The sequence below is a fragment of the Rhizobium sp. NPDC090275 genome (genome assembly GCF_044772225.1).
Lineage (GTDB): Bacteria > Pseudomonadota > Alphaproteobacteria > Rhizobiales > Rhizobiaceae > Rhizobium.
In genome coordinates, this window is record NZ_JBIVYL010000012.1 from 127,038 (window position 1) to 151,396 (window position 24,359).

At 62.9% G+C, this 24,359-nt stretch carries 23 protein-coding genes and 1 tRNA gene; 13 read left to right on the top strand and 11 right to left on the bottom strand.

Annotated features, from left to right (window positions below; translation table 11 throughout):
- Positions 1–64: 64 nt before the first annotated feature.
- Positions 65–1,807 carry a cation:proton antiporter gene (locus tag ACIQUB_RS26030; protein WP_113235399.1) on the bottom strand — a complete coding sequence of 581 codons (1,743 nt, stop codon included), beginning with the start codon at positions 1,805–1,807 and terminating at the stop codon, positions 65–67.
- A gap of 217 nt (positions 1,808–2,024) precedes the next feature.
- Between ACIQUB_RS26030 and ACIQUB_RS26035 the strand changes: the two genes are divergently transcribed.
- Entirely contained in the window at positions 2,025–2,624 is a 600-nt protein-coding gene (locus ACIQUB_RS26035) for a hypothetical protein (protein WP_162737354.1), read from the top strand.
- The gene (locus tag ACIQUB_RS26040) at positions 2,614–3,351 is read left to right on the top strand and encodes a hypothetical protein (protein ID WP_113235398.1); all 738 of its coding nucleotides are present in this window, start codon (positions 2,614–2,616) and stop codon (positions 3,349–3,351) included. The genes ACIQUB_RS26035 and ACIQUB_RS26040 overlap by 11 nt, the downstream gene beginning before the upstream one ends.
- Positions 3,352–3,406: 55 nt before the next feature.
- Here the strand turns inward: ACIQUB_RS26040 and ACIQUB_RS26045 are convergent.
- Positions 3,407–3,491: transfer RNA gene (locus ACIQUB_RS26045), tRNA-Leu, on the bottom strand.
- A gap of 121 nt (positions 3,492–3,612) precedes the next feature.
- A complete protein-coding gene (locus tag ACIQUB_RS26050; RefSeq protein WP_113235397.1) occupies positions 3,613–4,911 on the bottom strand; it encodes an MFS transporter in 1,299 nt (432 codons plus the stop codon).
- A 127-nt stretch (positions 4,912–5,038) separates the two neighbouring features.
- On the opposite strand from ACIQUB_RS26050, the gene ACIQUB_RS26055 reads away from it, so the two are divergent.
- Positions 5,039–5,614 (top strand): TetR/AcrR family transcriptional regulator, encoded by a 576-nt coding sequence (locus ACIQUB_RS26055; protein WP_113235396.1) that lies wholly within the window; start codon positions 5,039–5,041, stop codon positions 5,612–5,614.
- On the opposite strand, the gene ACIQUB_RS26060 is transcribed toward ACIQUB_RS26055, so the two are convergent.
- Positions 5,611–6,405 carry a class I SAM-dependent methyltransferase gene (locus tag ACIQUB_RS26060; protein ID WP_113235395.1) on the bottom strand — a complete coding sequence of 265 codons (795 nt, stop codon included), beginning with the start codon at positions 6,403–6,405 and terminating at the stop codon, positions 5,611–5,613. The genes ACIQUB_RS26055 and ACIQUB_RS26060 overlap by 4 nt on opposite strands.
- 80 nt (positions 6,406–6,485) lie before the next feature.
- Positions 6,486–7,466: an aldo/keto reductase gene (locus ACIQUB_RS26065; protein WP_113235394.1), complete on the bottom strand. Its 981-nt coding sequence runs from the start codon at positions 7,464–7,466 to the stop codon at positions 6,486–6,488.
- A gap of 212 nt (positions 7,467–7,678) precedes the next feature.
- Between ACIQUB_RS26065 and ACIQUB_RS26070 the strand changes: the two genes are divergently transcribed.
- On the top strand, positions 7,679–9,316 hold the full coding sequence (locus ACIQUB_RS26070; RefSeq protein ID WP_113235393.1) for an AMP-binding protein: 1,638 nt from the start codon (positions 7,679–7,681) through the stop codon (positions 9,314–9,316).
- Between the two features lie 192 nt (positions 9,317–9,508).
- Positions 9,509–10,222, top strand: a complete 714-nt coding sequence (locus ACIQUB_RS26075; RefSeq protein ID WP_113235392.1) for a DNA helicase — start codon at positions 9,509–9,511, stop codon at positions 10,220–10,222.
- A gap of 263 nt (positions 10,223–10,485) precedes the next feature.
- Here ACIQUB_RS26075 and ACIQUB_RS26080 read toward each other — a convergent pair whose 3' ends face one another.
- From ACIQUB_RS26080 to secA, 5 genes are all read right to left on the bottom strand, one after another.
- Positions 10,486–11,763 carry a GNAT family N-acetyltransferase gene (locus ACIQUB_RS26080; protein WP_112950915.1) on the bottom strand — a complete coding sequence of 426 codons (1,278 nt, stop codon included), beginning with the start codon at positions 11,761–11,763 and terminating at the stop codon, positions 10,486–10,488.
- Positions 11,764–11,767: 4 nt separating this feature from the next.
- Positions 11,768–13,180 (bottom strand): oligosaccharide flippase family protein, encoded by a 1,413-nt coding sequence (locus ACIQUB_RS26085; protein ID WP_113235391.1) that lies wholly within the window; start codon positions 13,178–13,180, stop codon positions 11,768–11,770.
- Positions 13,181–13,290: 110 nt separating this feature from the next.
- Positions 13,291–14,382, bottom strand: a complete 1,092-nt coding sequence (locus tag ACIQUB_RS26090; RefSeq protein WP_113235390.1) for a D-alanine--D-alanine ligase family protein — start codon at positions 14,380–14,382, stop codon at positions 13,291–13,293.
- 27 nt (positions 14,383–14,409) lie between these two features.
- Entirely contained in the window at positions 14,410–15,036 is a 627-nt protein-coding gene (locus ACIQUB_RS26095) for a C39 family peptidase (RefSeq protein WP_113235389.1), read from the bottom strand.
- 205 nt (positions 15,037–15,241) lie between these two features.
- The gene (secA, locus tag ACIQUB_RS26100; RefSeq protein WP_113235388.1) at positions 15,242–17,950 is read right to left on the bottom strand and encodes a preprotein translocase subunit SecA; all 2,709 of its coding nucleotides are present in this window, start codon (positions 17,948–17,950) and stop codon (positions 15,242–15,244) included.
- Between the two features lie 245 nt (positions 17,951–18,195).
- Here secA and ACIQUB_RS26105 point away from each other — a divergent pair, with 245 nt between their 5' ends.
- From ACIQUB_RS26105 to ACIQUB_RS26130, 6 genes are all read left to right on the top strand, one after another.
- A complete protein-coding gene (locus tag ACIQUB_RS26105) occupies positions 18,196–19,086 on the top strand; it encodes a peptidylprolyl isomerase (RefSeq protein WP_111564836.1) in 891 nt (296 codons plus the stop codon).
- A gap of 67 nt (positions 19,087–19,153) precedes the next feature.
- Positions 19,154–20,395 (top strand): bifunctional glutamate N-acetyltransferase/amino-acid acetyltransferase ArgJ, encoded by a 1,242-nt coding sequence (argJ, locus tag ACIQUB_RS26110; RefSeq protein WP_113235405.1) that lies wholly within the window; start codon positions 19,154–19,156, stop codon positions 20,393–20,395.
- Positions 20,364–21,185, top strand: a complete 822-nt coding sequence (locus ACIQUB_RS26115) for a GNAT family N-acetyltransferase (RefSeq protein ID WP_047508598.1) — start codon at positions 20,364–20,366, stop codon at positions 21,183–21,185. The genes argJ and ACIQUB_RS26115 overlap by 32 nt, the downstream gene beginning before the upstream one ends.
- Positions 21,182–21,610, top strand: a complete 429-nt coding sequence (mutT, locus tag ACIQUB_RS26120; RefSeq protein WP_113235387.1) for an 8-oxo-dGTP diphosphatase MutT — start codon at positions 21,182–21,184, stop codon at positions 21,608–21,610. The genes ACIQUB_RS26115 and mutT overlap by 4 nt, the downstream gene beginning before the upstream one ends.
- Before the next feature lie 123 nt (positions 21,611–21,733).
- Positions 21,734–22,069 carry a hypothetical protein gene (locus ACIQUB_RS26125; protein WP_113235386.1) on the top strand — a complete coding sequence of 112 codons (336 nt, stop codon included), beginning with the start codon at positions 21,734–21,736 and terminating at the stop codon, positions 22,067–22,069.
- Positions 22,070–22,129: 60 nt separating this feature from the next.
- On the top strand, positions 22,130–22,303 hold the full coding sequence (locus ACIQUB_RS26130) for a Flp family type IVb pilin (RefSeq protein ID WP_113235385.1): 174 nt from the start codon (positions 22,130–22,132) through the stop codon (positions 22,301–22,303).
- A gap of 25 nt (positions 22,304–22,328) precedes the next feature.
- Here the strand turns inward: ACIQUB_RS26130 and ACIQUB_RS26135 are convergent, their stop codons facing one another.
- Positions 22,329–23,213, bottom strand: coding sequence for a methyltransferase domain-containing protein (locus ACIQUB_RS26135; RefSeq protein ID WP_113235384.1), 885 nt, complete (start codon positions 23,211–23,213; stop codon positions 22,329–22,331).
- Between the two features lie 76 nt (positions 23,214–23,289).
- Here ACIQUB_RS26135 and ACIQUB_RS26140 point away from each other — a divergent pair, with 76 nt between their 5' ends.
- The gene (locus ACIQUB_RS26140) at positions 23,290–24,063 is read left to right on the top strand and encodes a ComF family protein (RefSeq protein WP_113235404.1); all 774 of its coding nucleotides are present in this window, start codon (positions 23,290–23,292) and stop codon (positions 24,061–24,063) included.
- Between the two features lie 31 nt (positions 24,064–24,094).
- On the top strand, positions 24,095–24,352 hold the full coding sequence (gene grxC, locus ACIQUB_RS26145) for a glutaredoxin 3 (RefSeq protein WP_047508583.1): 258 nt from the start codon (positions 24,095–24,097) through the stop codon (positions 24,350–24,352).
- Positions 24,353–24,359 lie beyond the last annotated feature (7 nt).

Sequence of the window (24,359 nt, forward strand, 5' to 3'; positions counted from 1 at the left end):
TGCGGCAGTGCGGTAAAAAACTCTTCGTGATCGTGCGAGGGGATTGTGCCGTGATCGCGCCGGATCAGGAGGCGATACCAGGGGAAGGGACGCGCTTCTGGCGCATGACGTTCATTTCGGTGCGTTCGCGCGCCATCTCGCTCACCATCTGGCGCAGCGCCGGATGTTTCGCCGTGAACATGTTGAAATCACGCCGTTCCAGCACGAAGAAATGGCAGAAATCGACGGCGACCACATCGGCATTGCGCCGCCCGCCGCTGAGCAAGGCCATCTCGCCGAAGAAGGCGCCGGGCTCGAGCCTTATCGCATCATCCGGCAGCTGCACCTCGACGGCGCCCGCCGAAAGGAAATACATGCCGCCGCCGCGATCGCCCTTGCGCATGACGCGCTCGCCGGGAAGCGCCGATTTCGGGCGGAACAGCAGGAGCAGCTCCTCCTGCGAGTTCTCGTCGACATTGGCAAACAGCGGGAAGGTTTCGCTGAGCTCGCGCATTTCCAGCTGGTGCTGGTGTTCGCGCGCTTCGGTGATGGCGCGGATATTGTCGAGCTCGTCGTTCAGCAGGTCGAAATTGGCGTGGCCGTGGCGCGCGCTTTGCGGCCAGCGGCGCTGGATATAGCCATGCAGCGCCTCGGCGCCGGCGCAGACGATGGGGTTGAGCGTGATCGAGATGATGGCGCTGGCGAGAATGATGTCCTGCCCATCTGTCGGCAGCAGGCCGAGCGTGACGCCGAGGCCGGCCAGGATGAACGAGAATTCGCCGATCTGCGCCAGACCGCCGGCCACCGTCAGGCCCATGCCGATGGGATAGCGCAGCAGCGTGACGACGACGAAGGAGATGACCCCCTTGCCGACGATGATCAGGAGCAGGGCGGAGAGAACGCCGAGCGGCTGGCGCAGGAGGATCGACGGATCGAACAGCATGCCGACGGACACGAAGAACAGTACCGAAAACGCGTTCTGCAGCGGCAGGGAATCGGCGGCGGCGCGGTGGCTAAGGCTGGACTCGCTCATGACCACGCCGGCGAAGAAGGCGCCGAGCGCGAAGGATACGCCGAAGATCTGCGCCGAGCCGAAGGCGATCCCGAGCGCCAATGCCAGGACCGTCAGCGTGAAGAGTTCGCGCGAGCCGGTGCGGGCGACGCGGATCAGGAGCCACGGCACGACCTTGGGGCCGAGGAAGATCGCCATCGCGGCAAAGGCACCGACCTGGAGCAGCGTCAGCGCGATGGTGAGCGGCAGTGGCATGGCAGCGCCATGCGCGCCCGATGGCGCGTGGCCGCCGAGCAGCTCGGCCAGGGCCGGCAGCAGCACCAGCGCCAGCACCATGGCCAGATCCTCGACGATCAGCCAGCCGACGGCGACACGGCCGCTGGCGGCATTGACCAGATTTCGCTCTTCCAGCGCTTTCAGGAGCACCACGGTGCTGGCGACCGACAGGCTGAGCCCGAAGACGATGCCGGCGCCGAGGCTCCAGCCCCACCACTCCGCCAACCCGACGCCGAGCAGCGTCGCGACCAGGATTTGCACGATCGCGCCTGGAATGGCGACGCCGCGCACCGCAAGCAGGTCACGCGCCGAGAAATGCAGCCCGACACCGAACATCAGAAGGATTACCCCGATCTCGGCCAGCTGGCTCGCAAGCCCGGTATCGGCCACGAAACCCGGCGTGATCGGCCCCATCAAAATCCCGGCCAGCAGATAGCCCACCAGCGGCGGCAACTGCAGGCGATCGGCAAGATAGCCAAGGATCGCCGCGAACCCGAAACTGACGGCAATGGTGGCAATGAGGGGGACGTCGTGATGCACGCTTATGTGTTCTCCTTTTGGGAGCCGGCACTTTGACCGATGTGCGGGGGAAATTAAACTGCTGATTTAAATTGAGACGGCAATATCGGTGGTGATGGCTACACCACCATGCCAAGGTTCAAATATCGTGAAGCGGCACTCTTGACACCAATATCGCGAGTAGCGGAGATTTGTTTCTAAACGAGGGCGTGTAAATCGTTGCTGTCCGGGAGGTTTGGTGAGTTCTTCTCGTCCGCCCAAATTGGAAGCTTGGCAGGCAATCGTCGCCGAACCAAAGAACATATTCGGTTGGCCTGCATGGTCCGATGGGGCCATGTATCGTGAAAGCCGGAAACAAGCTACTGACGCCGGGAGGCTTCCTTTAATCTCCGATATGGCGTCGCGATCCGAGATGATCATCACGGTTTCCGATCGCAACGATATTGCGCTGGAAGACATTCGCATTCGGATCGGCGTGTGGCGTAATCGACCTATGGAAGATGTCACGGCAACTTTTGAGATATATGACGCAGTTCGGTGGGTGTGCGTCAGCCGGATCGACTTTGCACCGATTGCGCCGCATACGAACAGACACTGGCGACGATTTCATCTACCGCCGGAAATTAACGGTTCTCATATCCACACATGCGAGGATAATGCCAGGATCGGAGCCGATGCATTCGTTCCGGTAAGCAATTTGCCAAATGCTCGGGCGCTGGATAAGGAACCACAGTCTTTCCGGGAAATCTGGGCAGTGATCGGGGCGCATTTCAACATTTCCGGCCTTGATGATTTGCCTGCACCTGAATGGAATGGGAGCCTGCGATATGATCGATAGAATCTCGATAAACGCGATTGCCGAAGAGGTGTCCCGCGCGCTCTCCTATTCCCGTGGCGGAAACGAGGGGGCAATGGTGGTCACGCCGCTGCTATATCCAGGCGGCGCGCGCGTCGTGCTGCGTTTCCAGGAAAGCGAGGATGGATACTTCGTCTCCGACCTAGGGGCAGGACGGCGCGAAGCCGACCTTATGGACGGAAGCACTGTTTTCACGAGAATAGCCAAGGCGGCCGCAGAGCGCTTTGGCGTCAGATTCGACAGCGATATGGTCTTCGATATCGAGGTGCCTCGCGAAGCGCTGGTTTCCGCGGCAATCGCGGTTGCCAACGCGTCGAAGGAAGCTGTCGATCACACGGCGGCGCGGATATCCGAAAAGCGTGCGATGGACCAGCGATATGAGCTTTGGTCGCGGTTGACGGCGGCTTTTCCTCAGGCGCATGTCGAACGCGAGGTCATGGTTCGAGGCGCGAGTTCGCCCTGGAATTTTGATGCGATGATTGAGATCGGCGGACACACGTCGTTGTTCGATCTGGTCGTGCCTCATGCGTCGTCCGTTCACGCCGCAGTGTCGAAATTCCTCGACATCAAGGATCTCGGCGAACAATCGCCGGTACGCGTCGCTGTTATCACCGACAGCGAGAACACGCCGCATCTGCCGCTGCTTGGACGGACGGCGAAGATCATCCAGCTGGATGCAGCGATCGAAACGTTCAAGCGCGCGGCTTGAAAACACAAAAGAGAAGATGGCGGTTCATGCAGACGTCGGGTCTGCCGCAGTCCAGTGGTGCCCCATGCCGGAGTCGAACCAGCACTTCTTTCGAAACTCGATTTTGAGTCGAGCGCGTCTACCAATTCCGCCAATGGGGCAACGGATACCGACGAGGCGGGTGTCTAGCATGCGTTTGACTGATGGCGCAAGACGGGGATATGGGTATCGGGCTGATTTCGTGGGGCTTCCGGCCGAATGGGCTCGGCCGGAAGGATGTCTTCAGTGCGCGACGGAGACGGCCGGGGTGGGGAGACCGGATTTCTTGATCGTGATCGCCAGGATCGAGGCGAGCAGGCAGAAGGCGCCGGCGATGAAGAAGGCGGGGAGATAGCTCTGCAGCTCGGTGCGCGACAGGCCAGCACCATAGGCTGCCGTGGCGGCACCCAGCTGGTGGCCGGTGAAGACCCAGCCGAAGACGATGCCGACCTTCTCCTTGCCGAAGCGTTCGGCGGCGAGCTTGACCGTCGGGGGGACGGTGGCGATCCAGTCCAGCCCGTAGAAGACGGCGAAGATCGACAGGCCGTAGAAGGAGAAATCGCTGAACGGCAGGAAGAGCAGCGACAGGCCGCGCAGGCCGTAATACCAGAAGAGCAGCCAGCGATTGTCGAAGCGATCCGACAGCCAGCCGGAGCCGATCGTGCCGAAGAAATCGAAGATGCCCATGACAGCAAGCACGCTGGCGGCGGCCACCGGCAGGATGCCGAAATCGCCGCAAAGCGTGACGAAATGGGTCTGGATCAGGCCATTCGTGCTCAGGCCGCAGATGAAGAAGGTGGCGAACAGGATCCAGAAGGTCGAGGTCTTCGAGACCTCCTTGAGGACGACGATCGGGGCCGCGAGCATGGTGAGCAGGCCGCCGGTCTGTACGGGCGGCGGGGTGATGCGGTCCTCGCCGAAGGAGGGGAGGTTGAGATCGGAGGGGCGGTCGCGCATGAAGGCGAGCACGACCAGCGCGGCGAACAGGATCATGCCGCAGACGAAGAAGACGGTGGCGCGCCAGCCGTAGCTCTCCGTCAGCTGTGCCATCAGGGGTAGGAAGACCAGCTGGCCGGTAGCGGAGCTGGCCGACAGCATGCCGACGACGAGGCCGCGATGCTTGGTGAACCAGCGGGCCGAGACGGTGGCGGCCAGCACCATGGCGGTCAGCCCGGTGCCGAGGCCGACGACGATGCCCCAGAGCAGCAGCAACTGCCAGATCTCGGTCATGAACAGCGAGCCGACGAAGCCGCTCGAAATCAGGATCATGGCGAAGACAATGACCTTGCGGACGCCGAAATAATTCATGAAGGCGGCGGAGAAGGGGCCCATCAGACCGAAGAGCAGCAGGCGGACGGCAAGCGCCGACGAGATCTGCGAGGTCTCCCAGCCGAACTCGTCCTGCAGCGGCTTGATGAGCACGCCCGGCGCGCCCATGGCGCCTGCAGTGACCAGCATGGTGAGAAAGGTGGCGGCGACGACGACCCATCCGTAGTGGATGTTGCGCCGCGCCAGCGTGGAGGCAAGTGCAGTGGAGACCATGGGGCTGTTCCGTTCGGGGGTTGCCGGAAGGCTAATACAAATATTTAGATGACGGCCATCATCATTGTTGATTATTGATGATGCGCGTCATATAAATTGTCAAGCGGTGTTTTTTAGGAGCCTTGCTATGCGTGTCAGCCGGGAGAAATTCGCGGAAAACCGGGAGAAGATCCTCGGTGTCGCGGGCGTGCTGTTTCGCGAGAAGGGGTTCGAATCCACGGGCGTGGCGGAGATCATGAAGGCCGCGGGGCTGACCCATGGCGGCTTCTATGGCCATTTCCAGTCGAAGGAAGATCTGGCGCTCGAAGTCAGCCGGGCGCTGATCGAGCGGGTGAAGGTCCGCTGGAACGAGATTATAACAAGCGCGCCGGATGCGCCGCTCGATGCGCTCCTCAATCATTATCTCTCCCGTTGCAGCGTCGATGATCCCGGCGGCAGTTGCGTCTTCGCCTCGCTGGTGCAGGAGGTCAGCCGCAGCCACGGTGCCGTGCGCTCGACCTTCAATGACGGGCTGTCGGCGCTGGTCGATATACTCTCCGAGATCGTGCCCGGCGACAGCGCGCAAGAGCGCCGCGCCAAGGGGTTCACGACGCTGTCGGCGATGATGGGAGCGGTGATTTTGGCGCGCGCCGTGGAGAGCCGGGAGCTTTCCGACAATTTCCTGTTCACGACGCGCGACGCTCTTTCGCCGGCTAAGGGTTAGCCATGTCGGGCGATCAGGCCGCTGATCTCGACGGTCTCGGCAAAGCGGCCATCAGGCGAAAGCCGTGCCAGGGCGGCGCGGAGCTCGGTCTCAAACGCTTCCGCCTTGTCTCCCAGCGTTTCCGGTGACGTCACCGAGGTCGAGAAGGCGCGGCCGATGATGTCGTCCGCGGTCAGTTGGCGCTCGCTCACGATGCCGATCCGCTCGAGATGGTTGAAGGGCGATTGCAGCAGGACCGTTTCGTGGGCGACCCAATCCGGGCCCTTGCGGCGCTCGCGGTCGGCGTTGCGTTCCGGCGCGAAGGTTTCCGACAGCGTGTTGACGGCGGCGCGCCAATCCGGCGTGGAGGCTATGTGGCGATCGCCGAAGAGCACGACGCAACCGGCGTCGACGGTGATCGCGTCGAGCGCCTTGAGCGTCGCCGGGCGGTCCATCCAGTGGAAGGAGCGGCCCATGACCGTCATCTTCAGCGGCGCGAGCGACGGGCCGAGATCGTAGGACGAGCCGTGGATGAAGTCGATGGTCACACCGGCTGTGCCTGCATCGGCGCGCGCGGTCTCCAGCATCTCCGGTTCGGGGTCGATACCGGTGACCTTTGCGCCTGTCATGCGGGCGAAGGCGATGCCGAGTTGGCCGGGGCCGCAGCCGAGGTCGAGCAGGCGCTCGCCTGTTTGCAGGCCGGCGCGCTCCGTGACGCAGGCGATCAGCTCGTCCGGATAGGGAACGCGGTAGCGGGTATAATAGGCGGCCGTCGAGCGGAAGCGGCGGGCCTCGAAGGGGATGACGGTCATGGGGATATCCTCGGGGGCGATATCTTGAATTGGATCGTGCGCCTGCCCCGTTTCGGGGGCAGGCAAGGTATCCTGCGACCTTATTTGAAGCCCTCGACGCGGTGCGGCACGTAGGGCTCTTCCAGCGCCGCGATATCCTCAGCCGAGAGCTTGACCAAGAGAGCGCCGACGGCGTCGTCGATATGACCGGATTTCGAGGCGCCGATGATCGGGGCGGTGACGGCGCTTTTCTGCAGGATCCAGGCCGTGGCGATCTGGGCGCGGGATACGCCGTGCTTCCTGGCGAGATCGCCGACCTTGCCGATGATGGCGCGGTCCGCGTCCTCGGCCTGCTGGTAGAGCGTCTTGCCGAATTCGTCAGTCTCGCTGCGGGCGGTCTTTTCGTCATAGTCGCGGGTCAGGCGGCCGCGCGCCAGCGGGCTCCAGGGGATGACGGCGATCTTCTGATCCTGGCAGAAGGGCAGCATCTCGCGCTCTTCCTCGCGGTAGAGCAGGTTCAGGTGGTCCTGCATGCTGACGAAGGGCGTCCAGCCATTGGCTCTGGAGGTGTAGATCATCTTGGCGAACTGCCAGGCATGCATGGACGAAGCGCCGATATAGCGCGCCTTGCCCGCCTTCACGACATCATGCAGTGCCTCCAGCGTTTCCTCGATCGGCGTCGTCGGGTCGAAGCGGTGGATCTGGTAGAGGTCGACATAGTCGGTGCCGAGGCGCTTCAGGCTGTTGTCGATCTCGTCAAAGATCGCCTTGCGCGACAGGCCGGCGCCGTTCGGGCCTGGGCGCATGCGGTTGAACACCTTGGTGGCGAGCACGATCTCGTCGCGCCGCGAAAAATCCCTGATCGCACGGCCGACGATTTCCTCGGACGAGCCGTCGGAATAGGTGTTGGCGGTGTCGAGGAAATTGATGCCGGCTTCGAGCGCCTGGCGGATCAATGCGCGGCTCGGCTCCTCGGCCTGCGTCCAGCTGTGATTGCCGCGGCCGGGCTCGCCGAAGGTCATGCAGCCCAGGCAGATCTTCGAGACTTCGAGGCCGGTGCCGCCGAATTTGACGTATTCCATGAAATCGCTCCGTGATGAGACTAGAAACCCTGGCGCTACCCCTATCTAGGGCGCTACCCGCCAGATTGGCAGCGGCCGCAACAAACAACCATGCGTTCCCCAGGGCGGGAAGGGCGATCAGGCTTCACGCTTGCGTGATCCCCGCCCACGGTGTTAGCTGCTGCAGCATAAACGGACTCTTGCCCCGAGACCCCATCGATGATCCTGCGCCCATGAAGCTGCCGCCGCGCGCTCGCTATGACGATCGCTACCGCGATTTCGCCTGGACGATCCCCGAGGATTTCAACATCGGCCGCGTGTGCTCGGACGATTGGGCGGCACGCGAGCCGGAGCGGATCTGTCTTCAGCATTTCAGCCCGGATGGCGATCATCTCTCGTTGAGCTATGGCGCGCTTGCGGCGCGCTCGGCCTCGCTTGCCAACGGGCTCGTCGCACTGGGTCTGACAAAAGGCGACCGAGTGGCGTTGCTTCTGCCGCAATCCTTCGAGACGGTGATCGCCCATATGGCGATCTACAAGATGGGGGCGATCGCGGTGCCGCTGGCGCTGCTCTTCGGTGTCGAGGCGCTGGAATACAGGTTGAAGACGTCGGGTGCGGCCGCTGTCGTGACCAACGGCTTCGGGCTCGAACGTATCCATGAAATCCGCGACCGGCTGCCGGACCTCAAGACGGTGATCAGCGTCGACGCTTCTGACGACAGCAATGGCGTCGTCTCCTTCGGCAGCCTTGTCGAGCGCCATGCGCCCATCTTCGACGTGCCGCCGACAGGGCCGGACGAGCCGGCGCTGATGATCTTCACCTCGGGCACAACAGGCGCGCCGAAGGGGGCGCTGCACGGGCACCGGGTGCTGGCCGGGCATATTCCTGGCATCCAGTTCGCGCATGAGGGTTTTCCGCAAGCTGGCGACAGGATGTGGACGCCGTCCGACTGGGCTTGGGCAGGCGGGCTGCTCAACGCGCTGCTTCCGAGCCTGATGCTCGGCGTGCCCGTGGTCTCGTCGCCGGCGCAGAAATTCGATGCCGATATGGCCTACAGGATCATGGCCGAGATGAGGGTGCGCAACGGCTTCATTCCGCCGACAGCCTTGCGGTTGATGAAATCGGTGCCCGATCCGCGTGAGCGATACGATCTCACGCTGCGCACCATCGGCGCTGCCGGCGAGGCGCTGGGGGCGGAGACGCATGATTGGGCAAGCCGCACGCTCGGCATCGAGGTCAACGAATTCTACGGGCAGACGGAGTGCAATTTCGTGCTGTCGTCCAACGCCGCGCTTGGCGTGAGCAAACCTGGGGCGATCGGCAAGGCAGTGCCGGGGCATAAGGTGGCGATCGTCGATGAGGTCGGCGCGGCGCTGGCGCCGGGTGCTGTCGGCCAGATCGCCATCGCGCGGCCTGATCCGGTGATGTTTCTCGGCTATTGGAACGACGCGGAGGCGACCGCACGCAAATTCGCCGGCGACTGGTTGCTGACCGGTGATCTCGGCCGGCAGGATGAAGACGGCTACGTCACCTTCCTCGGCCGCGACGACGACGTCATCACCTCGTCGGGATACCGCATCGGCCCGGCCGAGATCGAGGACTGCCTGACCGGCCATCCGGCCGTGCAGATGGCGGCGGCGGTGGGCAAACCCGACGCGCTGCGAACCGAGATCGTCAAGGCTTACGTGGTGCTGGCGCCGGGGTTTGCTGAAAGCGACGCGCTGGCGGCGGAAATCCGCGACTGGGTGAAAATGCGGCTGTCGATGCACGAATATCCGCGCGAGGTGGCGTTCGTCGACGCGCTGCCGCTGACGACATCGGGCAAGGTGATCCGGCGGATGTTGCGGGAACGGGCGGTGAGTGAGGGGTAGAGACGGCCAATGCCCTGAGTGGTGCTTGCCGCGAATCACGCAACTCGCTAGATTTGCGCCACAGGCTGGACCCAAGCCTCCTCCCTCCTTTCGGGAAAGCATCTCACATGCAGGGTGACGCCATTCATCGAACCATCTGTTCGAGCATCGCATAAGGAGGGGTTGCGGTTCGGCTCGTGATGGAGGTTTGTAATGAAGCTTTCGGCACCGATATTTCAGCTTAAACGGCGGGCCAAGTTGATGGCGCGCAACGATGGCATTGCGCTCAACGAAGCATTGGACCAGATCGCCCGAGACGAGGGTTTTGCAAGGTGGAGCCTGCTCTCAGCCAGCATGTCTTCGGGACCGCTTTCCGAAACAATATTGTCCCGATTGGAACATGGGGATTTGTTGCTGCTTGCGGGACGCCCCGGACACGGCAAGACCATGCTTGGCCTTAAACTTCTGGTGGATGCGGCTCGCAGTGGCCGCCGAGCCGTGTTGTTCACGCTTGAATTCACGGAGGAGCAGGCGCGAAGGCGCTTGAGAACGCTAGACGAGGGGAGCGGCGTTGTTGCCGATCGAATTGATATCTCCACGTCCGATGAGATAAGCGCCGACTACATCACGACATACATGATGGGATCAAAGCCGGGAACAATCGCGGTTATCGATTACCTTCAACTGCTCGACCAGCAGCGAAGCAAGCCTGCTCTTTCAGAGCAGTTGCAGTCCCTCGGGGCATTCGCACGGGAGACCGGTGTGATATTGGGGTTCATTTCCCAGGTAGACAGGTCATTCGAAGCTGCGGAAAAGCGCCTTCCCGGTATTGCCGACGTACGCCTTCCGAACTTCGTCGATCTCGGCCTGTTCAAGAAGGCTTGCTTCCTGCACGACGGCGAGGCGCAGTTGCAAGACGTCCTTTGATTTGTCAGGGGCTGGCGCCATCACTGCACGGTGGCGGCGGCTCCATTCATCGTCTGATTTCCGTTGTGCCGTGTGGCACCCCCCTCTGTCCTGCCGGACATCTCCCCCACAAGGGGGGAGATCGACTCGCGGTTAGGCTTTCGCCACACATCGAAGGTTGGAACGAGCGGGTGCGCCCAACCGATCTCCCCACCTGTGGGGGAGATGCCCGGCAGGGCAGAGGGGGGTATCACACGTACCACGGCCGGATAAGAACCGCCCACTCACCCCCGCCCAGCCAGCGACATGATCTTCTGCCGCAGCATCTTCGCGACATTGCGGGTGCTGCTGTAGAGATGCAGTTGGGTGGCGACCTGGCGGACGTCGCGGTCGGCGTTCTGGTTGAGGCCGATGACGACGGTGCCCATCTCTTCGCGTTCCTGCCAGAAGCGGCTCATGATCGGGTGATCGGGGACGGCGCAGCTGTCGGAGCGGACGATGTTGGCGTCGTCGAGGTGCCATTCGGTGAGTTCGCCCATGAGCAGTTTGCCCGGCGAGTAGCGGGCGTAGGCCTCGTCATAGGCGGTCTTCCAGGTATAGGCCTCGCCACCCATCATCAGGACGACGGTAGAGGCGATCGACTTGCCGTTGAAGTCGATCGAGTGGATACGCACGGCGTCGACGGCAGCCAGGTTGGAGATCGCCTCGCGGGCAAAGGCCATGTGCAGGCGGTCGGTGACCAGCGCGCTGCGCTTCTTGCCCTTCCAGCCGCCGGCTTCGAGCGCCAGGAATTCCTCGAAGCGCATATGGATATCGCGCGGCTGGCGGGCGACGTTGTAGACGACGGTGCCTTTTTCCTCGAGCAGGCGCCATTGCCGGCGCATCTCGCGCATGTGCGAGGAGGAGACCGACTGGCGCAGATAGGCGACGGCGTCCTCGTCGCTCTGCAGCATCGGGCGCAGATAGGGGTTGGTGGTCGTGATCGGCAGGTTACGGCCGATGGCGACGGCGCGGATCATGCGGGCGAAGATGCCGTTGAGGCGCAGATCCGGCAGCACCAGGATGCCGGGCATGCGCAGGTCGCGGGCAGTGAGGCCCTCGAGGAAGTTATCAAGCGTTTCGGCGGCATCCTCGCCGTCGAGCAGCGGCGTGCCGAGCGGCGCGAAGCTGTTCGCCCAGACACGGATGATCGAGGGGCCGACGGCGAAGCCCGGCTTTTCGACCGAAAAGGGCATCAGCACGCGCAGGCGGCTGCGGGTCTCGTTCTGGTCGCGCAGCAGCGCGAAATTGACCTCGCGGTCGTCGAGACGCGGCATGGCGGGCGCCAGGAAGCGGCCGGTGAAGAAGACGTTGGGTTCCAGCGCGCGGTTGGAGAGGAAGTCCAGCTCGTCCTGCAGATCGTAGCCGAGCTTGCCGGAATAGACGCAGAGCTCGCGGCCAGGACGGCCGATCTCGACGCGGGCTTCGGCCTGCGGTGCATCGAATTCCAGCGATGCCAGCTCGTGGACCATGCGGTTGGCGGTCGAGTCTGTGGTCTGGGTTCCGGGAGGATTGCGCACCATACTGTCAGGCTTCCATATCGTTGCCGGCACTGGCCGGTCTGGCGAAGGCGAAGAGGGCGATGCCGAGCGTGCGGCGGACTGCGAGATGCAAGAGCACGGCCTCGACGCCCATGGCGGAGGCCGTGGCGATCGCCGCGCCCTCGATGCCGAAATGGGGAATAAGGAGAATGTTGAGGGTGACGTTTGCCGTCAGCGCGCCGGCATAGAGCGCGACGCAGATATTCTGCTTTCCGGCCATCATCAAAAGCGTTTCGGCAGGGCCCACCAGCGCCTTGGCAAGAATGCCGGCAAGCAGGATCGCCATCAGCACATAGCCCGCCGTAAAGGCGCCGCCGAAGAGCGACAGCAGCAGGTGCCCGGCCGCGAGCACCACGAGGCCGACGGCCAGCGCCGGCCAGAATGTCCATCTGGCGGCGTCGAAGGCGGCGGCGGCGAGTTCGGCGCGGGTGCCCTCCGCAATGATGCTGGAAAAGCGCGGGCCGGAGGCGGCCTTGACCGAGAAGTTGATGAAGTGCACCAGCGCCATGGTCTTGGCGGCTGCGAAGTAGATGGCGACTTCGTGCGGCTCCAGGAAAATGCCGACGACGACGACATCGGAATTGGTGAGCAGGAAGCTGACGCCCTCGATCAGGAAGATCGGGAAGGCGACGCTTAGCCAGCTCAGGAAATCGATCTTGCTGGGACCCTGGTGATAATGTCGGCGCAGGCGAATGAGGGTCGCGACATACTGGCCGAGCGCGGTGAGATAGGTTGCGACCAGCGCCGCCTGCATGGCGGTGACCGCCGTGTGCGGCGCGCCGAGGACGATCGCTGCAAGCATGCAGGTGATGATCAGGATCGGGCGGATGATATAGACGGGGCTCAGCGCCATGACGGGCCAGTGATTGGCGCGCGAGGTGCCTTCCAAAATGTCGCCCAGCGCGATCATCGGCATGGCGAGCAGCCCGAGGAAGATCGGCACGACATAATAGCTCTGGATGCGATCGCCGAAGAGATGCAGGCCGATCATGCCGATGGCGAGCACCGCGGTGCCCGACAGCAGCCCGAAGATCCGGGCGGTGCCGGTCAGGCCGCGGATTTCTTCGAAGGCGCCCGATGCCTTGTACTGCGGCAGGAAGCGGACGATGGCGGTGTGGAAGCCGAGGCAGGAGAGATCGCCGAAGAGGACGATCAGCACCCAGACGAAGACGAAGATGCCGTATTCGTACTCGCCCATCAGGCGCGCCAGGATGATCTGCGAGAGAAAGGCGAGGGCGGCGCTGATGACGCGGATCAAAAATGCGGTGAGCGCCATGCGCTGGGCGGCGGCCTTTTCGCCGCGCCTGGTCATGATATCGCCGAGCATGCGAAGAAGGCGACCGCCCGCAGGACGCAGGCTCGCCGGTAGCATCTTCTCCGCCGTCTCGATGACCGCCATAATGGACACGCAAAACTCTCTGGCAAATCGTGCCTAGAGTAGTGGCATGACACGGTTAAGAAACGGTTGTGACCGGGTCCTCAGGCTTAACCTGTCCCCAGCTCAAAGCCTCAGCCGCCACCGCGCGCCAACGCCCTGTCTATCAGGACATCCAGCACCTCGGCGTAGCTGACACCCGATGCCGCCATCGCCTTGGCGTACATGCTGATATTGGTGAAGCCGGGGATGGTGTTGAGCTCGTTGACCACGAAGGACATGTCGTGCATCAGGAAGAAATCGACGCGGGCCATGCCGTCGCAGCCGAGCGCCTTGAAGGCCTGGCGCGCGGTCTTGCGCAGCTCGTCCTCGATCTCCTTCGGCAGCTGCGCGGGCACGCGGAGTGCTGCACCTGCTTCATCGATATATTTTGCTTCGTAGCTGTAAAAACCGTGACTCTTGGCCGGCGCGATCTCGCCCGGCAGCGAGACGGTGATTTCGCCATTCGCGTGCTCGAGCACGCTGAACTCGATCTCGCGGCCGGCGATGAATTCCTCGGCGAGAAGCTTGCTGTCGTGCTTGAAGCCCTCGGCAAGCGCGACGGCGAAGTCCTCTTGTGTCCTGACCTTGCTGACGCCGACCGAGGAGCCCTGGCGGGCGGGCTTGATGAAGAGCGGCAGGCCGAGTTGGCGCGAGGCGGCGTCGAAAGTCGGCACGCTGTCTTCCTCGATGCAGAGCGCTTTCGCCACGGGTAGCTCAGCTTCCCGGAGCAGGCGCTTGGCGATGTCCTTGTCGATCGCGGTCACCGATCCGAGCAGGCCGCAGCCGGCGAGCGGGACGCGCGCAACGGATGCAAGACCCTGGATCGAGCCATCCTCGCCATGCATCCCGTGCAGAACGGGGAAAAGGACGTCGATCGCGGGGACTTCATAGGGCTGCGCGCCTTGCGGGATGGCGAGCATTCGGCCATGGCCGCCGGGCAGAAGGCTGACTTCGACGGCTTCTTCGACCTTGGCGGCGGAAGACAGCGTGGTGCCCTTGGGCAGAAGCCGCCATTGCCCTTCCCGGGTCACGAAGATCGGCAGGACGTCGTAGCGCTCGGCGTCGAGGGCCGCGACGACATTGGTCGCCGAGAGGATGGAGACATCGTGTTCGGGCGAGCGGCCGCCGAAGAGGATGGCGATGCGCGGGCGCGACGATGTTGGGCGGGCGGGCTGTGTCGGCATGGCGGATGGGTCCCCTTTGGATCGTTGTTATTGGTCGAGCCTGACGGCGACGCCGCGATTGGCGAAGAAGCGGTCGAAGATCTCGGTCGGCAGCTCGACGTCGGCCTGGCTGGCTTCGTCATGGCCGGATGGATTGTGGAAGCGGATGGTATCGGCGCTTGCCGCCGTCACCAGCACAAGGTGGCCGCCTTTTGAGGGTGGCTGGCGGTCCGGCCAGCGAATCTGGCTGTTGACCGAGGCGATGAAGAAGGCGTTGTCCTTCAGGATGTCGGCGATATCTGCTGTCTGAAGGCCGGTGATCGTTTTCGCGTCGAGGCCGAAGGTTTCGCCGACATAGGTGACGAAGGGCGCGTAGATCAGCCCCTTGATCGACTGGTCTTCCTCGTTGACGACATAGCCGCCGAAGCGGGTGCAGCCGCGCGCGAGGTCGATCGTGCGGTGGTCTTCGCCCCTGGCGGCGAGGATCATCTTCAGGCAGGCCATGCCGCAGATGTTGACGGCCCAGCGCGCATATTCCTCGGCGGTGTCCGCGCCGGATTGTTGCCAGAGCGGGTCATCCAGCAAGGCGGAAGCGCCGCGCTCCAGCACGGAGAGCGTCATCGACGCCGTTTCCCACTGGCTGAAATAGGGGGCCTTGCAGGCGGTGCGGTTCATCGCGTTTCCCTGAAATCAATTCTGATATCGGCGCAAGCTCGGCGAACAAAGCGACTGTTTTGCGGCTGAATTTCGAGCGGATCATGAAATTGGAAGTTGTGGGCGGGTTCTGCTCATGGGCGGGCACAGGAGCGCGCTGCACACATGAAAAAGCCCTCGCGACGTCCAGGTCGCGAGGGCTTCGATCTCAGGTCTCGATCAGGTCTCAGGCCTGCTCGAAGGCACCGTGGCAGTGCTTGTACTTCTTGCCCGAACCGCAGGGGCAAACTTCGTTGCGGCCGACCTTGCCCCAGGTTGCGGGGTCGTCGGGGTTACGGTTTTCAGGCGCAACGATGACTTCCGATGCCTGGTAGACCGAGCCGAACTCGTCTTCGCCGGTATTGGGGTCAATGTGGTGCGCCTGCATGGCCGGCGGTTCCGGCTGCTCCTGCTGCACCAGTTCGACACGCATCAGCTGGGCGGTGACGGCCTGGCGGAGGCTGTTGAGCAGCGTGTTGAAGAGCTCGAAGGCTTCCGACTTGTATTCCTGCAGCGGGTCGCGCTGGGCGTAGCCACGGAAACCGACGACGGAACGCAGGTGGTCGAGATTGACGATGTGCTCGCGCCACAGCGCGTCCAGCGTCTGCATGACGATCGAACGCTCGACGTAATGCATGATGTCGTCGCCGAAGCGCTCGGCCTTTTCGGTGAAGACGGCGTTGGCCGCTTCCGTCAGGCGTTCGCGGATATCGTCTTCGCCGATGCCCTCTTCCTTGACCCAGTCCTCGATCGGCAGATCGAGATTGAGGAGCGCGTTGGCCTGCTCCTTGAGGCCGACGGCATCCCACTGTTCGGCATAGGCGCGCTCGGGAATGTGCTTTTGAACCAGATCCTCGATCACTTCGCGACGCATGTCGGAAACGGTCTCGGAGATGTTGGTTGCTTCCATCAGCTCGAGGCGCTGTTCGAAGACCACCTTGCGCTGGTCGTTCAGAACGTCGTCGTACTTGAGCAGATTCTTACGAATGTCGAAGTTGCGGGCTTCGACCTTCTTCTGCGCGCGTTCCAGAGCCTTGTTGATCCAGGGATGGACGATCGCTTCGCCTTCCTTGAGACCGAGCTTGGTCAGCATCGAATCCATGCGGTCCGAGCCGAAGATGCGCATCAGGTCGTCCTGAAGCGAGAGATAGAACTTCGAGCGGCCAGGGTCGCCCTGACGGCCGGAACGGCCGCGCAGCTGGTTGTCGATACGGCGGCTTTCGTGGCGTTCCGTCGCGATAACGTAGAGACCGCCGGCGGCCAGCGCCTTTTCCTTGAGCTGCTTGATCTCTTCGCGGATCGCCTCGATCTTGGCGTCGCGCTCCGGACCTTCCTCGACTTCGCCGAGCTCACGCTCGACACGCATGTCGAGGTTGCCGCCGAGCTGAATGTCGGTACCGCGACCCGCCATGTTGGTGGCGATGGTGACGGCGCCGGGCACACCGGCCTGGGCGACGATATAGGCTTCCTGCTCGTGGTAGCGGGCGTTCAGAACCTGGAAGTTGTTGAAGCCCTGCTTGCGCATCAGGTCGGCGAGCAGTTCGGACTTTTCGATCGAGGTCGTGCCGACCAGAACCGGCTGGCCGCGCTTCTGCGCATCCGCGATCTCGGCGATGATCGCCTTGTACTTCTCTTCGAAGGTCCGGTAGACCTCGTCGTCTTCGTCGATACGCTGGATCGGCAGGTTGGTCGGTACTTCGACGACGTCGAGACCGTAGATGTTGCCGAATTCTTCCGCTTCCGTCTGCGCGGTACCGGTCATGCCGCCGAGCTTGTCGTACATGCGGAAGTAGTTCTGGAAGGTGATCTGCGCCAGCGTCTGGTTCTCAGGCTGGATCTTCACATGTTCCTTGGCTTCCAGCGCCTGGTGCTGGCCTTCCGAATAACGGCGGCCCGGCATCATGCGGCCGGTGAATTCGTCAATGATGACGATCTCGTCGTTGCGGACGATATAGTCCTTGTCGCGGGTGAAGAGCTTGTGGGCCTTTAGCGCGTTGTTGACGTGATGGACGATCGCGACGTTCTCGATGTCGTAGAGGCTGGCGCCCTTGAGCAGGCCGGCTTCACGCAGGAGATTTTCGAGCTTCTCGGTGCCTTCTTCGGAGAAGTTGGCCGAGCGCTGCTTTTCGTCGATCTCGTAGTCGCTTTCGACGAGCAGCGGAATGAAAGTGTCGATCGTGTTGTAGAGATCGGAGCGGTCGTCGAGCGGACCGGAGATGATCAGCGGCGTGCGCGCTTCGTCGACGAGGATCGAGTCCACTTCATCGACGATGGCGTAGTTGTGGCCGCGCTGAACCATCTGGCCCTTCTCGTACTTCATGTTATCGCGCAGATAATCGAAGCCGAGTTCGTTGTTGGTCGCGTAAGTGATGTCGCAGCCATAGGCCGCCGCGCGTTCCTCGTCCGACAGACCGTGGACGATGACGCCAGTGGTCAGGCCGAGGAAGCTGTAAAGGCGCGACATGGTGGCCGCGTCGCGCTGGGCGAGGTAGTCGTTGACGGTAACGACGTGGACGCCCTTGCCCGACAGCGCGTTCAGATAGACGGGAAGTGTTCCGACCAGCGTCTTGCCTTCGCCCGTCTTCATTTCCGCGATCGCGTTGGAATGAAGGATCATGCCGCCGATCAGCTGGACGTCGAAGGGGCGCATGCCGAGCACGCGGCGCGATGCTTCGCGCACGACGGCGAAGGCCGGGACGAGGATGTCGTCGAGCGTCTTGCCTTCGGCGAGCAGCTTGCGGAACTCCACCGTCTGGGCGGCGAGCTGTTCGTCGGACAGCGCCTTTGTCTTTTCCTCAATCGCATTGATTGCGGCGACGTTCGGCTGGAAGGACCGCACGCGGCGATCATTGGCGGAGCCAAATAGTTTGCGGGCGATGCCGCCAAAGCTGACCATACGACTGGTCCTTTCTGAATATTCATCCCGGGCTTCTCGTAAGGGCGGCCCGGCCGAATTTCGGGCGCACGTATCGAAACGCCAGGAAACTTTTCTGGACGCGAGGTTGCGTGACAGATAAGAGGGGGGTCGAATGATGTCAACGGATTTGGCTGATATAGAAAGGCCACATTCCAGTGTTGATGCCTGTTCAGGGCAGGATTCAAGAAGTTGAAGCCGGTGGGTTAACTGTGAAGGAATGTTTGATGTTGAACTACAACAGAATCGCCGTGATGGCACTCGCCACGTTCGTCGCCTTCCAGGCGCCGGTGCGGGCACAGGACGGCGCTGACGCCGTCGTTGCCAAGGTCGGCGATGTCGAGATCCACCAGTCGGAACTCGACCTGGCGATCGCCAACCTCGATCCGCAGCTGGCGCAGCTGCCTGACGACCAGAAGAAGGTCGCAGCTCTTTCCGCCGCTATCGACGTGAAGCTGCTCGCCAAGGACGCGGCTGCTGAGAAGCTCGACCAGTCGGCTGAGTTCAAGAAGCGCATGCAGTACCTCGCCGATCGCGAACTGCACAACGCCTACTTCAAGAAGCACGTCGTCGACACCGTGACCGACGCTGAAGTCAAGGCACGCTACGACAAGGAAGTCGCAGCCCTTCCGAAGCAGGAAGAAGTTCACGCCCGCCACATCCTGGTGAAGACGGAAGACGAAGCCAAGGACGTCATCAAGCAGCTCGACGCCGGCAAGAACTTCGCCGACCTCGCAAAGGAAAAGTCCACCGACCCGAACAAGGCTGACGGCGGCGATCTCGGCTATTTCACCAAGGGCCGCATGGTCAAGGAATTCGAAGACGCGGCTTTCGCGCTCGACAAGGGTGCCTACACCAAGACCCCTGTTAAGACCGATTTCGGCTACCACGTCATCCTCGTCGAGGACAAGCGCGACGCCGCTCCTCCGGCTTACGACCAGGTCAAGGATCAGGTTCGTCAGCTCGTCATGCGCGACAAGTATCTTGCGCTTCTCGCCTCCGCCAAGGAAAAGTCCAAGATCGACATCACGGACGAGGCGCTCCGCAAGGGCTACGACGACGCCAACAAGCAGCCACAGCCGGGTGACGCGCCCGCAGCAGCGCCGGCTCAGCAGTAACACTATCCATCGAGGGCCCGGTTTTTCCGGGCCCTTCCGTATCCCCTTTCATGCCAGGTCGATGATCATGTCCGGTTCCGTTTCCCCGCTCGCTCCCAAAACCTTCGTGTCCATGCCAGCACTGCGCGGTGTCCGCATGGCGACCGCCTCGGCGGGGATCAAGTACAAGAACCGCACCGATGTCCTGATGATGGTGTTCGACAAGCCGGCGGCCGTTGCCGGTGTCTTCACCCGCTCGAAGTGCCCGTCGGCGCCTGTCGATTTCTGCCGCGCCAACCTGGCTGGCGGCATCGCGCGCGCCGTGGTCGTCAATTCCGGCAATGCCAACGCCTTTACCGGCGTGAAGGGCCGTGAAGCGACCGCGCTCACCGCCAAGTCCGCGGCTGCCGCCGTTGGCTGCAGCGAAAGCGAGATCTTCCTCGCCTCCACCGGTGTCATCGGCGAGCCGCTCGACGCCACCAAGTTTTCCGGCGTGCTCGACACGCTCTATTCGGATGCCACCGGCGATTTCTGGTTCGAGGCCGCCAAGGCGATCATGACCACTGACACCTATCCGAAGGTCGCGACCCGCACGGCCGAGATCGGCGGCGTTACTGTTTCTATCAACGGCATCGCCAAGGGCGCAGGCATGATCGCGCCTGATATGGCGACCATGCTCTCCTTCGTCGTCACCGACGCCGACATCGCGCCGGCAGCACTTCAGGCGATGCTGTCCGCCGGTGTCAACCCGACCTTCAACTCGATGACTGTCGACAGCGATACCTCGACATCCGACACGCTGATGCTGTTTGCCACCGGAGCTGCCGCCGAAGACGGCCAGGCTCGCGTCGAGACGGCTGACGATCCGCGCCTCGCGTCGTTCCGTGCCGCGCTCAACGATCTCCTCAAGGATCTGGCGCTGCAGGTCGTGCGCGACGGCGAAGGCGCCACCAAGATGCTCGAGATCACCGTGACGGGCGCCGAAAGCGATGCCGCCGCCAAGACGATCGCGCTCTCCATCGCCAATTCGCCGCTGGTCAAGACCGCGGCCGCCGGCGAGGACGCCAACTGGGGCCGTATCGTCATGGCCGTCGGCAAATCAGGCGAAATGGCCGATCGCGACCGCCTGGCCATCTGGTTCGGCGACGTGCGCGTTGCCGTCAACGGCGAACGTGACGCCGGCTACTCGGAAGAGGCCGCCTCCAACGTCATGAAAAAGCAGGACATTCCGGTGAAGGTCGAAATCGGCCTCGGAAACGGTACGGCAACGGTCTGGACGTGCGACCTCACAAAGGAGTATGTCGCCATCAACGGTGACTACCGGAGCTGATTTTTCATTGACTGAAGCATTCCCTAAGAAGGCAAATCTGCCGCTCGTGCGCAGGCTGGAAGCCGTCGGTTTCCGGGCCTGGCCTGCCTCGTCCGTGGTCTACGACGGCAGCTGGCAGGTGCGGCTGACGGCAGGGCATCCGTCGAACCGGCTGAACTCGATCGTGCCGCTCGATCCGTCCGACCATCGCGACGTCGAGATCAGGCTGGCCAAGGCGAGCCGCAAGTTCGAAGCCTATGGCCGCCCGGCCGTGCTGCGGCAGACGCCGCTGGCCTCGCCTGTGCTGATCGATCTGGTGAAAGCCGAGGGCTGGGTGCCGTTCGACGAGACCATCGTCATGACCTGCGATCTCGCCAATGCCGACCTGCCGGATACGCTCGATCACTTGCCGACGCATGACATCAGCCGCTTCGTGGACGCCAATCTGGCGACTGACCAGGTGTCGACGAAGCTGAAGCCGGCGCTTGCCGAAGTCATCAACGCGATCAAGCCGCCATCCGGCCTGTTCATGGTGGAAGATCCGGAAACGGGGCCGCTGGCGACCGTGCTCTGCGTGCAGGACAATGATCTGGCCGGCATCATGTCGCTCTCGGTCACGCCGTCGCGTCGCCGCGAGGGGCTCGGGCTGGAGATTTTGACGTCCGCTCTGCGCTGGGCGCGGATGCGCAGCGCCCGCTCGGCCTGGCTGCAGGTCAAGACCGGCAATGTGCCTGCCATCACGCTCTACGAGCGCCTCGGCTTCGTCGAAGCCTATCGCTATTCCTACTGGCGGCGGGATCTTTGCCGATGAGCGAGACAGGTGTGAGCGCGACTGGCCACAGCATTCTTCTCGTCGTCGCCTGCGCGTTGATCGACACGGATGGCCGCATCCTCTTGGCGCAGCGGCCTGAAGGCAAATCGCTCGCCGGTCTCTGGGAGTTTCCCGGCGGCAAGATGGAGCCGGGCGAGACGCCGGAGGAAACGCTGGTGCGCGAACTCCACGAAGAGCTCGGGATCACCACCAAGGTGGCGTGCCTGGCGCCGCTCACTTTCGCCAGCCACACCTACGAGAAATTCCACCTGCTGATGCCGCTTTATGTCTGCCGTCGTTTCGAGGGCATTCCCGTCGGCCGCGAAGGGCAGGCGATCAAGTGGGTGAAGCCGCAGGCGCTGCGCGATTATCCCATGCCGCCGGCCGATGAGCCGCTGATCCCCATCCTGCAGGACTTACTTTAGAAATTTCTATTTTATAACTTTTTCTGTGCCAATCTGGCTGTGGATATTAATCGATCGTTTAACAGATTCTGGCAAAGATCGGCCTCAATCAAGCAACTGGCGTGTGTGTAGAAGGCTTGACGCATGGACGACGATTTCTGGAAAGCAGTTCGGGAGAAAGAGCAGGCTTCGGTTTCCTCGCGCAAGACGGGGGCGCTGAACATTGCCTTGCTGTTCGGCACGGCCGTCGTGGCCCTGACGCTGATCCTGACACCGATGCTCGCCGACAAGTCGAAGTCGAGCGTTTTCGCCAGCGCGCCGTCTGAATTCGATACCATCACGACGGGTTCTATCCCGAAGAGCGAGAACGGCCCGAAGAGCGAAAACGGCAAGCGCTACACGATCCGCCGCAGCATTCTGCAGGATACGCCGGGTTCCGTCTGCGTGGTGCAGGGCTATGGAAGCGGCGTTGGCTGCTGAGGGCGTGAGGCCCGAGGCGATGCGAAGAAATCGACTGTGATGTCGAGCGACGAGGGACGAATGACGAGACTTCTGAAAGCATTTGTCGCCGATCGCAACGGCGCCACCGCCATCGAATACGGCCTCATCGCCGCCCTGATCGCCACCGCGCTGATCACCGGCGTCGGCGCGCTCAGCGGATCGCTAAACAACGTCTTCACCTACATTGCAAACCAGATACCGTCGCTGACCTGAGCGGCGCTAGGGCTCGCAAAAAGCCCTACTGCTTGAGCTTGTGCTCCTCGACCTTCAATGCGTCGGCGAGCCTGACCTTTGCCGATCCCGGCCGCAGCGGTTTCTGCTGGCTCTCATGCGGCGCCCATCCCGAGACATAGATGATCGAGAAGGTGGCCCGGATGCGGCCATCCGGATCGGAATAGCGCTCCGCGTATAGTTCGGCGGCGCGTATGAAGAAGGCGCGCGTCAACGGCTTGCTGCTGCGCTCGGCGAGCGGGTTGGTCATGCCCATGGCGCGCAGGTCGCGCATCAGCGGAAAGATGGAATCGTAGCGGACCGTATAGGTCTCGGCATCGATGACCGGCAGCGCGAAACCGGCGCGCTGCATCAGGCCGCCGACATCGCGGACATCGGCGAAGGGAATGACGCGCGGGCTGGCACCGCCGGTCATCTCGATCTCGGTGGCGAGCAGGACCTCGCGCAGTTCCTGCAGCGTGCCGGAGCCGGGAATGGCGGCGAGGAACAGCCCGTCGGGACGCAGCGCACGGCGGATCTGGATGAAGACGCCGGGCGTGTCGTTGGTCAGGTGCAGGCTGAGCGGCGCGATCACCAGATTGGCGGATTGCGGCTCCAGCGGAACCATCTCCAGCGGCGCCTCGATGAAGGTATCGTCGGAGGTGGCGTAGGCCTGTTCGCTTTCGACGCGGGTGAGGCTGCCGATCTTGCCGGTCGCCTTGGCGGCGCGGGCGGCCGAACCGGTCGCGCCATGCAGTTCGACGGCGTGTTCGAAGGTGCGCTCGACGACGGCGAGGCGTTCGCCCAGTTCGTCGGCGGCGATATCGAGCAGGAAGCTTGCCTTCGGATCGTTGTTGCGAAGCGCGCGATGCCGGTTCGCCGCGATCCGGGTGGTATCGAAGATGATGTCCATGCCGACGTCAATAATCCTGCTAGGCCGGAGCAGCAAGGCGATTTTCCTGTTGCGCGAAATGCGCTATCGTTTCGCCATGGGGTTGCGCGGGTGGCAAGGTTTGGCGGGGATCGACCGGGCGCTGGGGCGTCCGCTGTCGGCTATGGTCGACCTCATCTATCCACCCGCCTGTGCCGTCTGCGGCGTATCGACGGGACAGCATCGCGGCGTCTGCCCAAAATGCTGGTCGGCGCTGCGCTTCATCGAGCGACCCTATTGCGAGGTTCTCGGCATTCCCTTTTCGCATGATCTCGGCCCGGGCATTTTGAGTGCCGCTGCCATCGCCGACCCGCCGCCTTTCGACCGCCTGCGCACGGCGGCCTTTCACGACGAGGCGGTGCGCAATCTCGTGCATGGGCTGAAATATCGCGACCGCACCGATCTGGCGCCGATGATGGCGGCGTGGATGCTCAGGGCATCCGATGGCGCCGTCGAGCGCTGTGACGCGATCCTGCCGGTGCCGCTGCATCGCACCCGTATCCTGTCGCGCCGGTTCAATCAGGCGGCGGAGCTGGCGCGCCACATGGCAAAACAGGTAGAGCGCCCGCTGCTGTCCGCGACGCTGCTGCGTGTTCGCCGCACGCGCCAGCAGGTGGGGCTGGGTGCCAAGGCGCGGCAGGAGAATGTGCGTGGCGCCTTTGCGATCGCCAGTGGCCGCGAGGGCGATGTGTTCGGGAAGCGGTTGGTGCTGGTCGACGATGTCTATACGACCGGCGCGACGGTGGCGGCGGCTGCCAGGGTGCTGCGCCGCGCAGGTGCCGCCGATATCACGGTTTTGACCTTTGCAAGGGCGCTATCCGAAACTATATGACAGGGAGATTACTGCCTTGTCTGGAGTTACGATGGTACCGGTTACGATTTATACGCGCGATGGCTGCGGTTTTTGCGTTCGCGCCAAGTCTCTTCTTTCCGAGAAGGGTGTCGATTTCGTCGAGCACAATGCGACTTCCACCCCGGCCTTCCGCGCCGAGATGATCGCGCGCGCCAATGGCGGCTCGACTTTCCCGCAGATTTTCATAGGCGACAAGCATGTCGGCGGGTGCGATGATCTCTATGCGCTGGAGCGTGCGGGCAAGCTCGACCCGCTGCTGGCCGCCTAGGACAAGC

Bases quoted from the DNA above. Each gene is read 5' to 3' on its own strand.
- ACIQUB_RS26040 (WP_113235398.1), top strand. From the start codon at position 2,614: ATGATCGATAGAATCTCGATAAACGCGATTGCCGAAGAGGTGTCCCGC.
- ACIQUB_RS26050 (WP_113235397.1), bottom strand. From the start codon at position 4,911: ATGGTCTCCACTGCACTTGCCTCCACGCTGGCGCGGCGCAACATCCAC.
- ACIQUB_RS26055 (WP_113235396.1), top strand. From the start codon at position 5,039: ATGCGTGTCAGCCGGGAGAAATTCGCGGAAAACCGGGAGAAGATCCTC.
- ACIQUB_RS26060 (WP_113235395.1), bottom strand. From the start codon at position 6,405: ATGACCGTCATCCCCTTCGAGGCCCGCCGCTTCCGCTCGACGGCCGCC.
- ACIQUB_RS26065 (WP_113235394.1), bottom strand. From the start codon at position 7,466: ATGGAATACGTCAAATTCGGCGGCACCGGCCTCGAAGTCTCGAAGATC.
- ACIQUB_RS26070 (WP_113235393.1), top strand. From the start codon at position 7,679: ATGAAGCTGCCGCCGCGCGCTCGCTATGACGATCGCTACCGCGATTTC.
- ACIQUB_RS26075 (WP_113235392.1), top strand. From the start codon at position 9,509: ATGAAGCTTTCGGCACCGATATTTCAGCTTAAACGGCGGGCCAAGTTG.
- ACIQUB_RS26080 (WP_112950915.1), bottom strand. From the start codon at position 11,763: ATGGTGCGCAATCCTCCCGGAACCCAGACCACAGACTCGACCGCCAAC.
- ACIQUB_RS26085 (WP_113235391.1), bottom strand. From the start codon at position 13,180: ATGGCGGTCATCGAGACGGCGGAGAAGATGCTACCGGCGAGCCTGCGT.
- ACIQUB_RS26090 (WP_113235390.1), bottom strand. From the start codon at position 14,382: ATGCCGACACAGCCCGCCCGCCCAACATCGTCGCGCCCGCGCATCGCC.
- ACIQUB_RS26095 (WP_113235389.1), bottom strand. From the start codon at position 15,036: ATGAACCGCACCGCCTGCAAGGCCCCCTATTTCAGCCAGTGGGAAACG.
- secA (WP_113235388.1), bottom strand. From the start codon at position 17,950: ATGGTCAGCTTTGGCGGCATCGCCCGCAAACTATTTGGCTCCGCCAAT.
- ACIQUB_RS26105 (WP_111564836.1), top strand. From the start codon at position 18,196: ATGTTGAACTACAACAGAATCGCCGTGATGGCACTCGCCACGTTCGTC.
- argJ (WP_113235405.1), top strand. From the start codon at position 19,154: ATGTCCGGTTCCGTTTCCCCGCTCGCTCCCAAAACCTTCGTGTCCATG.
- ACIQUB_RS26115 (WP_047508598.1), top strand. From the start codon at position 20,364: ATGTCGCCATCAACGGTGACTACCGGAGCTGATTTTTCATTGACTGAA.
- mutT (WP_113235387.1), top strand. From the start codon at position 21,182: ATGAGCGAGACAGGTGTGAGCGCGACTGGCCACAGCATTCTTCTCGTC.
- ACIQUB_RS26125 (WP_113235386.1), top strand. From the start codon at position 21,734: ATGGACGACGATTTCTGGAAAGCAGTTCGGGAGAAAGAGCAGGCTTCG.
- ACIQUB_RS26130 (WP_113235385.1), top strand. From the start codon at position 22,130: ATGACGAGACTTCTGAAAGCATTTGTCGCCGATCGCAACGGCGCCACC.
- ACIQUB_RS26135 (WP_113235384.1), bottom strand. From the start codon at position 23,213: ATGGACATCATCTTCGATACCACCCGGATCGCGGCGAACCGGCATCGC.
- ACIQUB_RS26140 (WP_113235404.1), top strand. From the start codon at position 23,290: ATGGGGTTGCGCGGGTGGCAAGGTTTGGCGGGGATCGACCGGGCGCTG.
- grxC (WP_047508583.1), top strand. From the start codon at position 24,095: ATGGTACCGGTTACGATTTATACGCGCGATGGCTGCGGTTTTTGCGTT.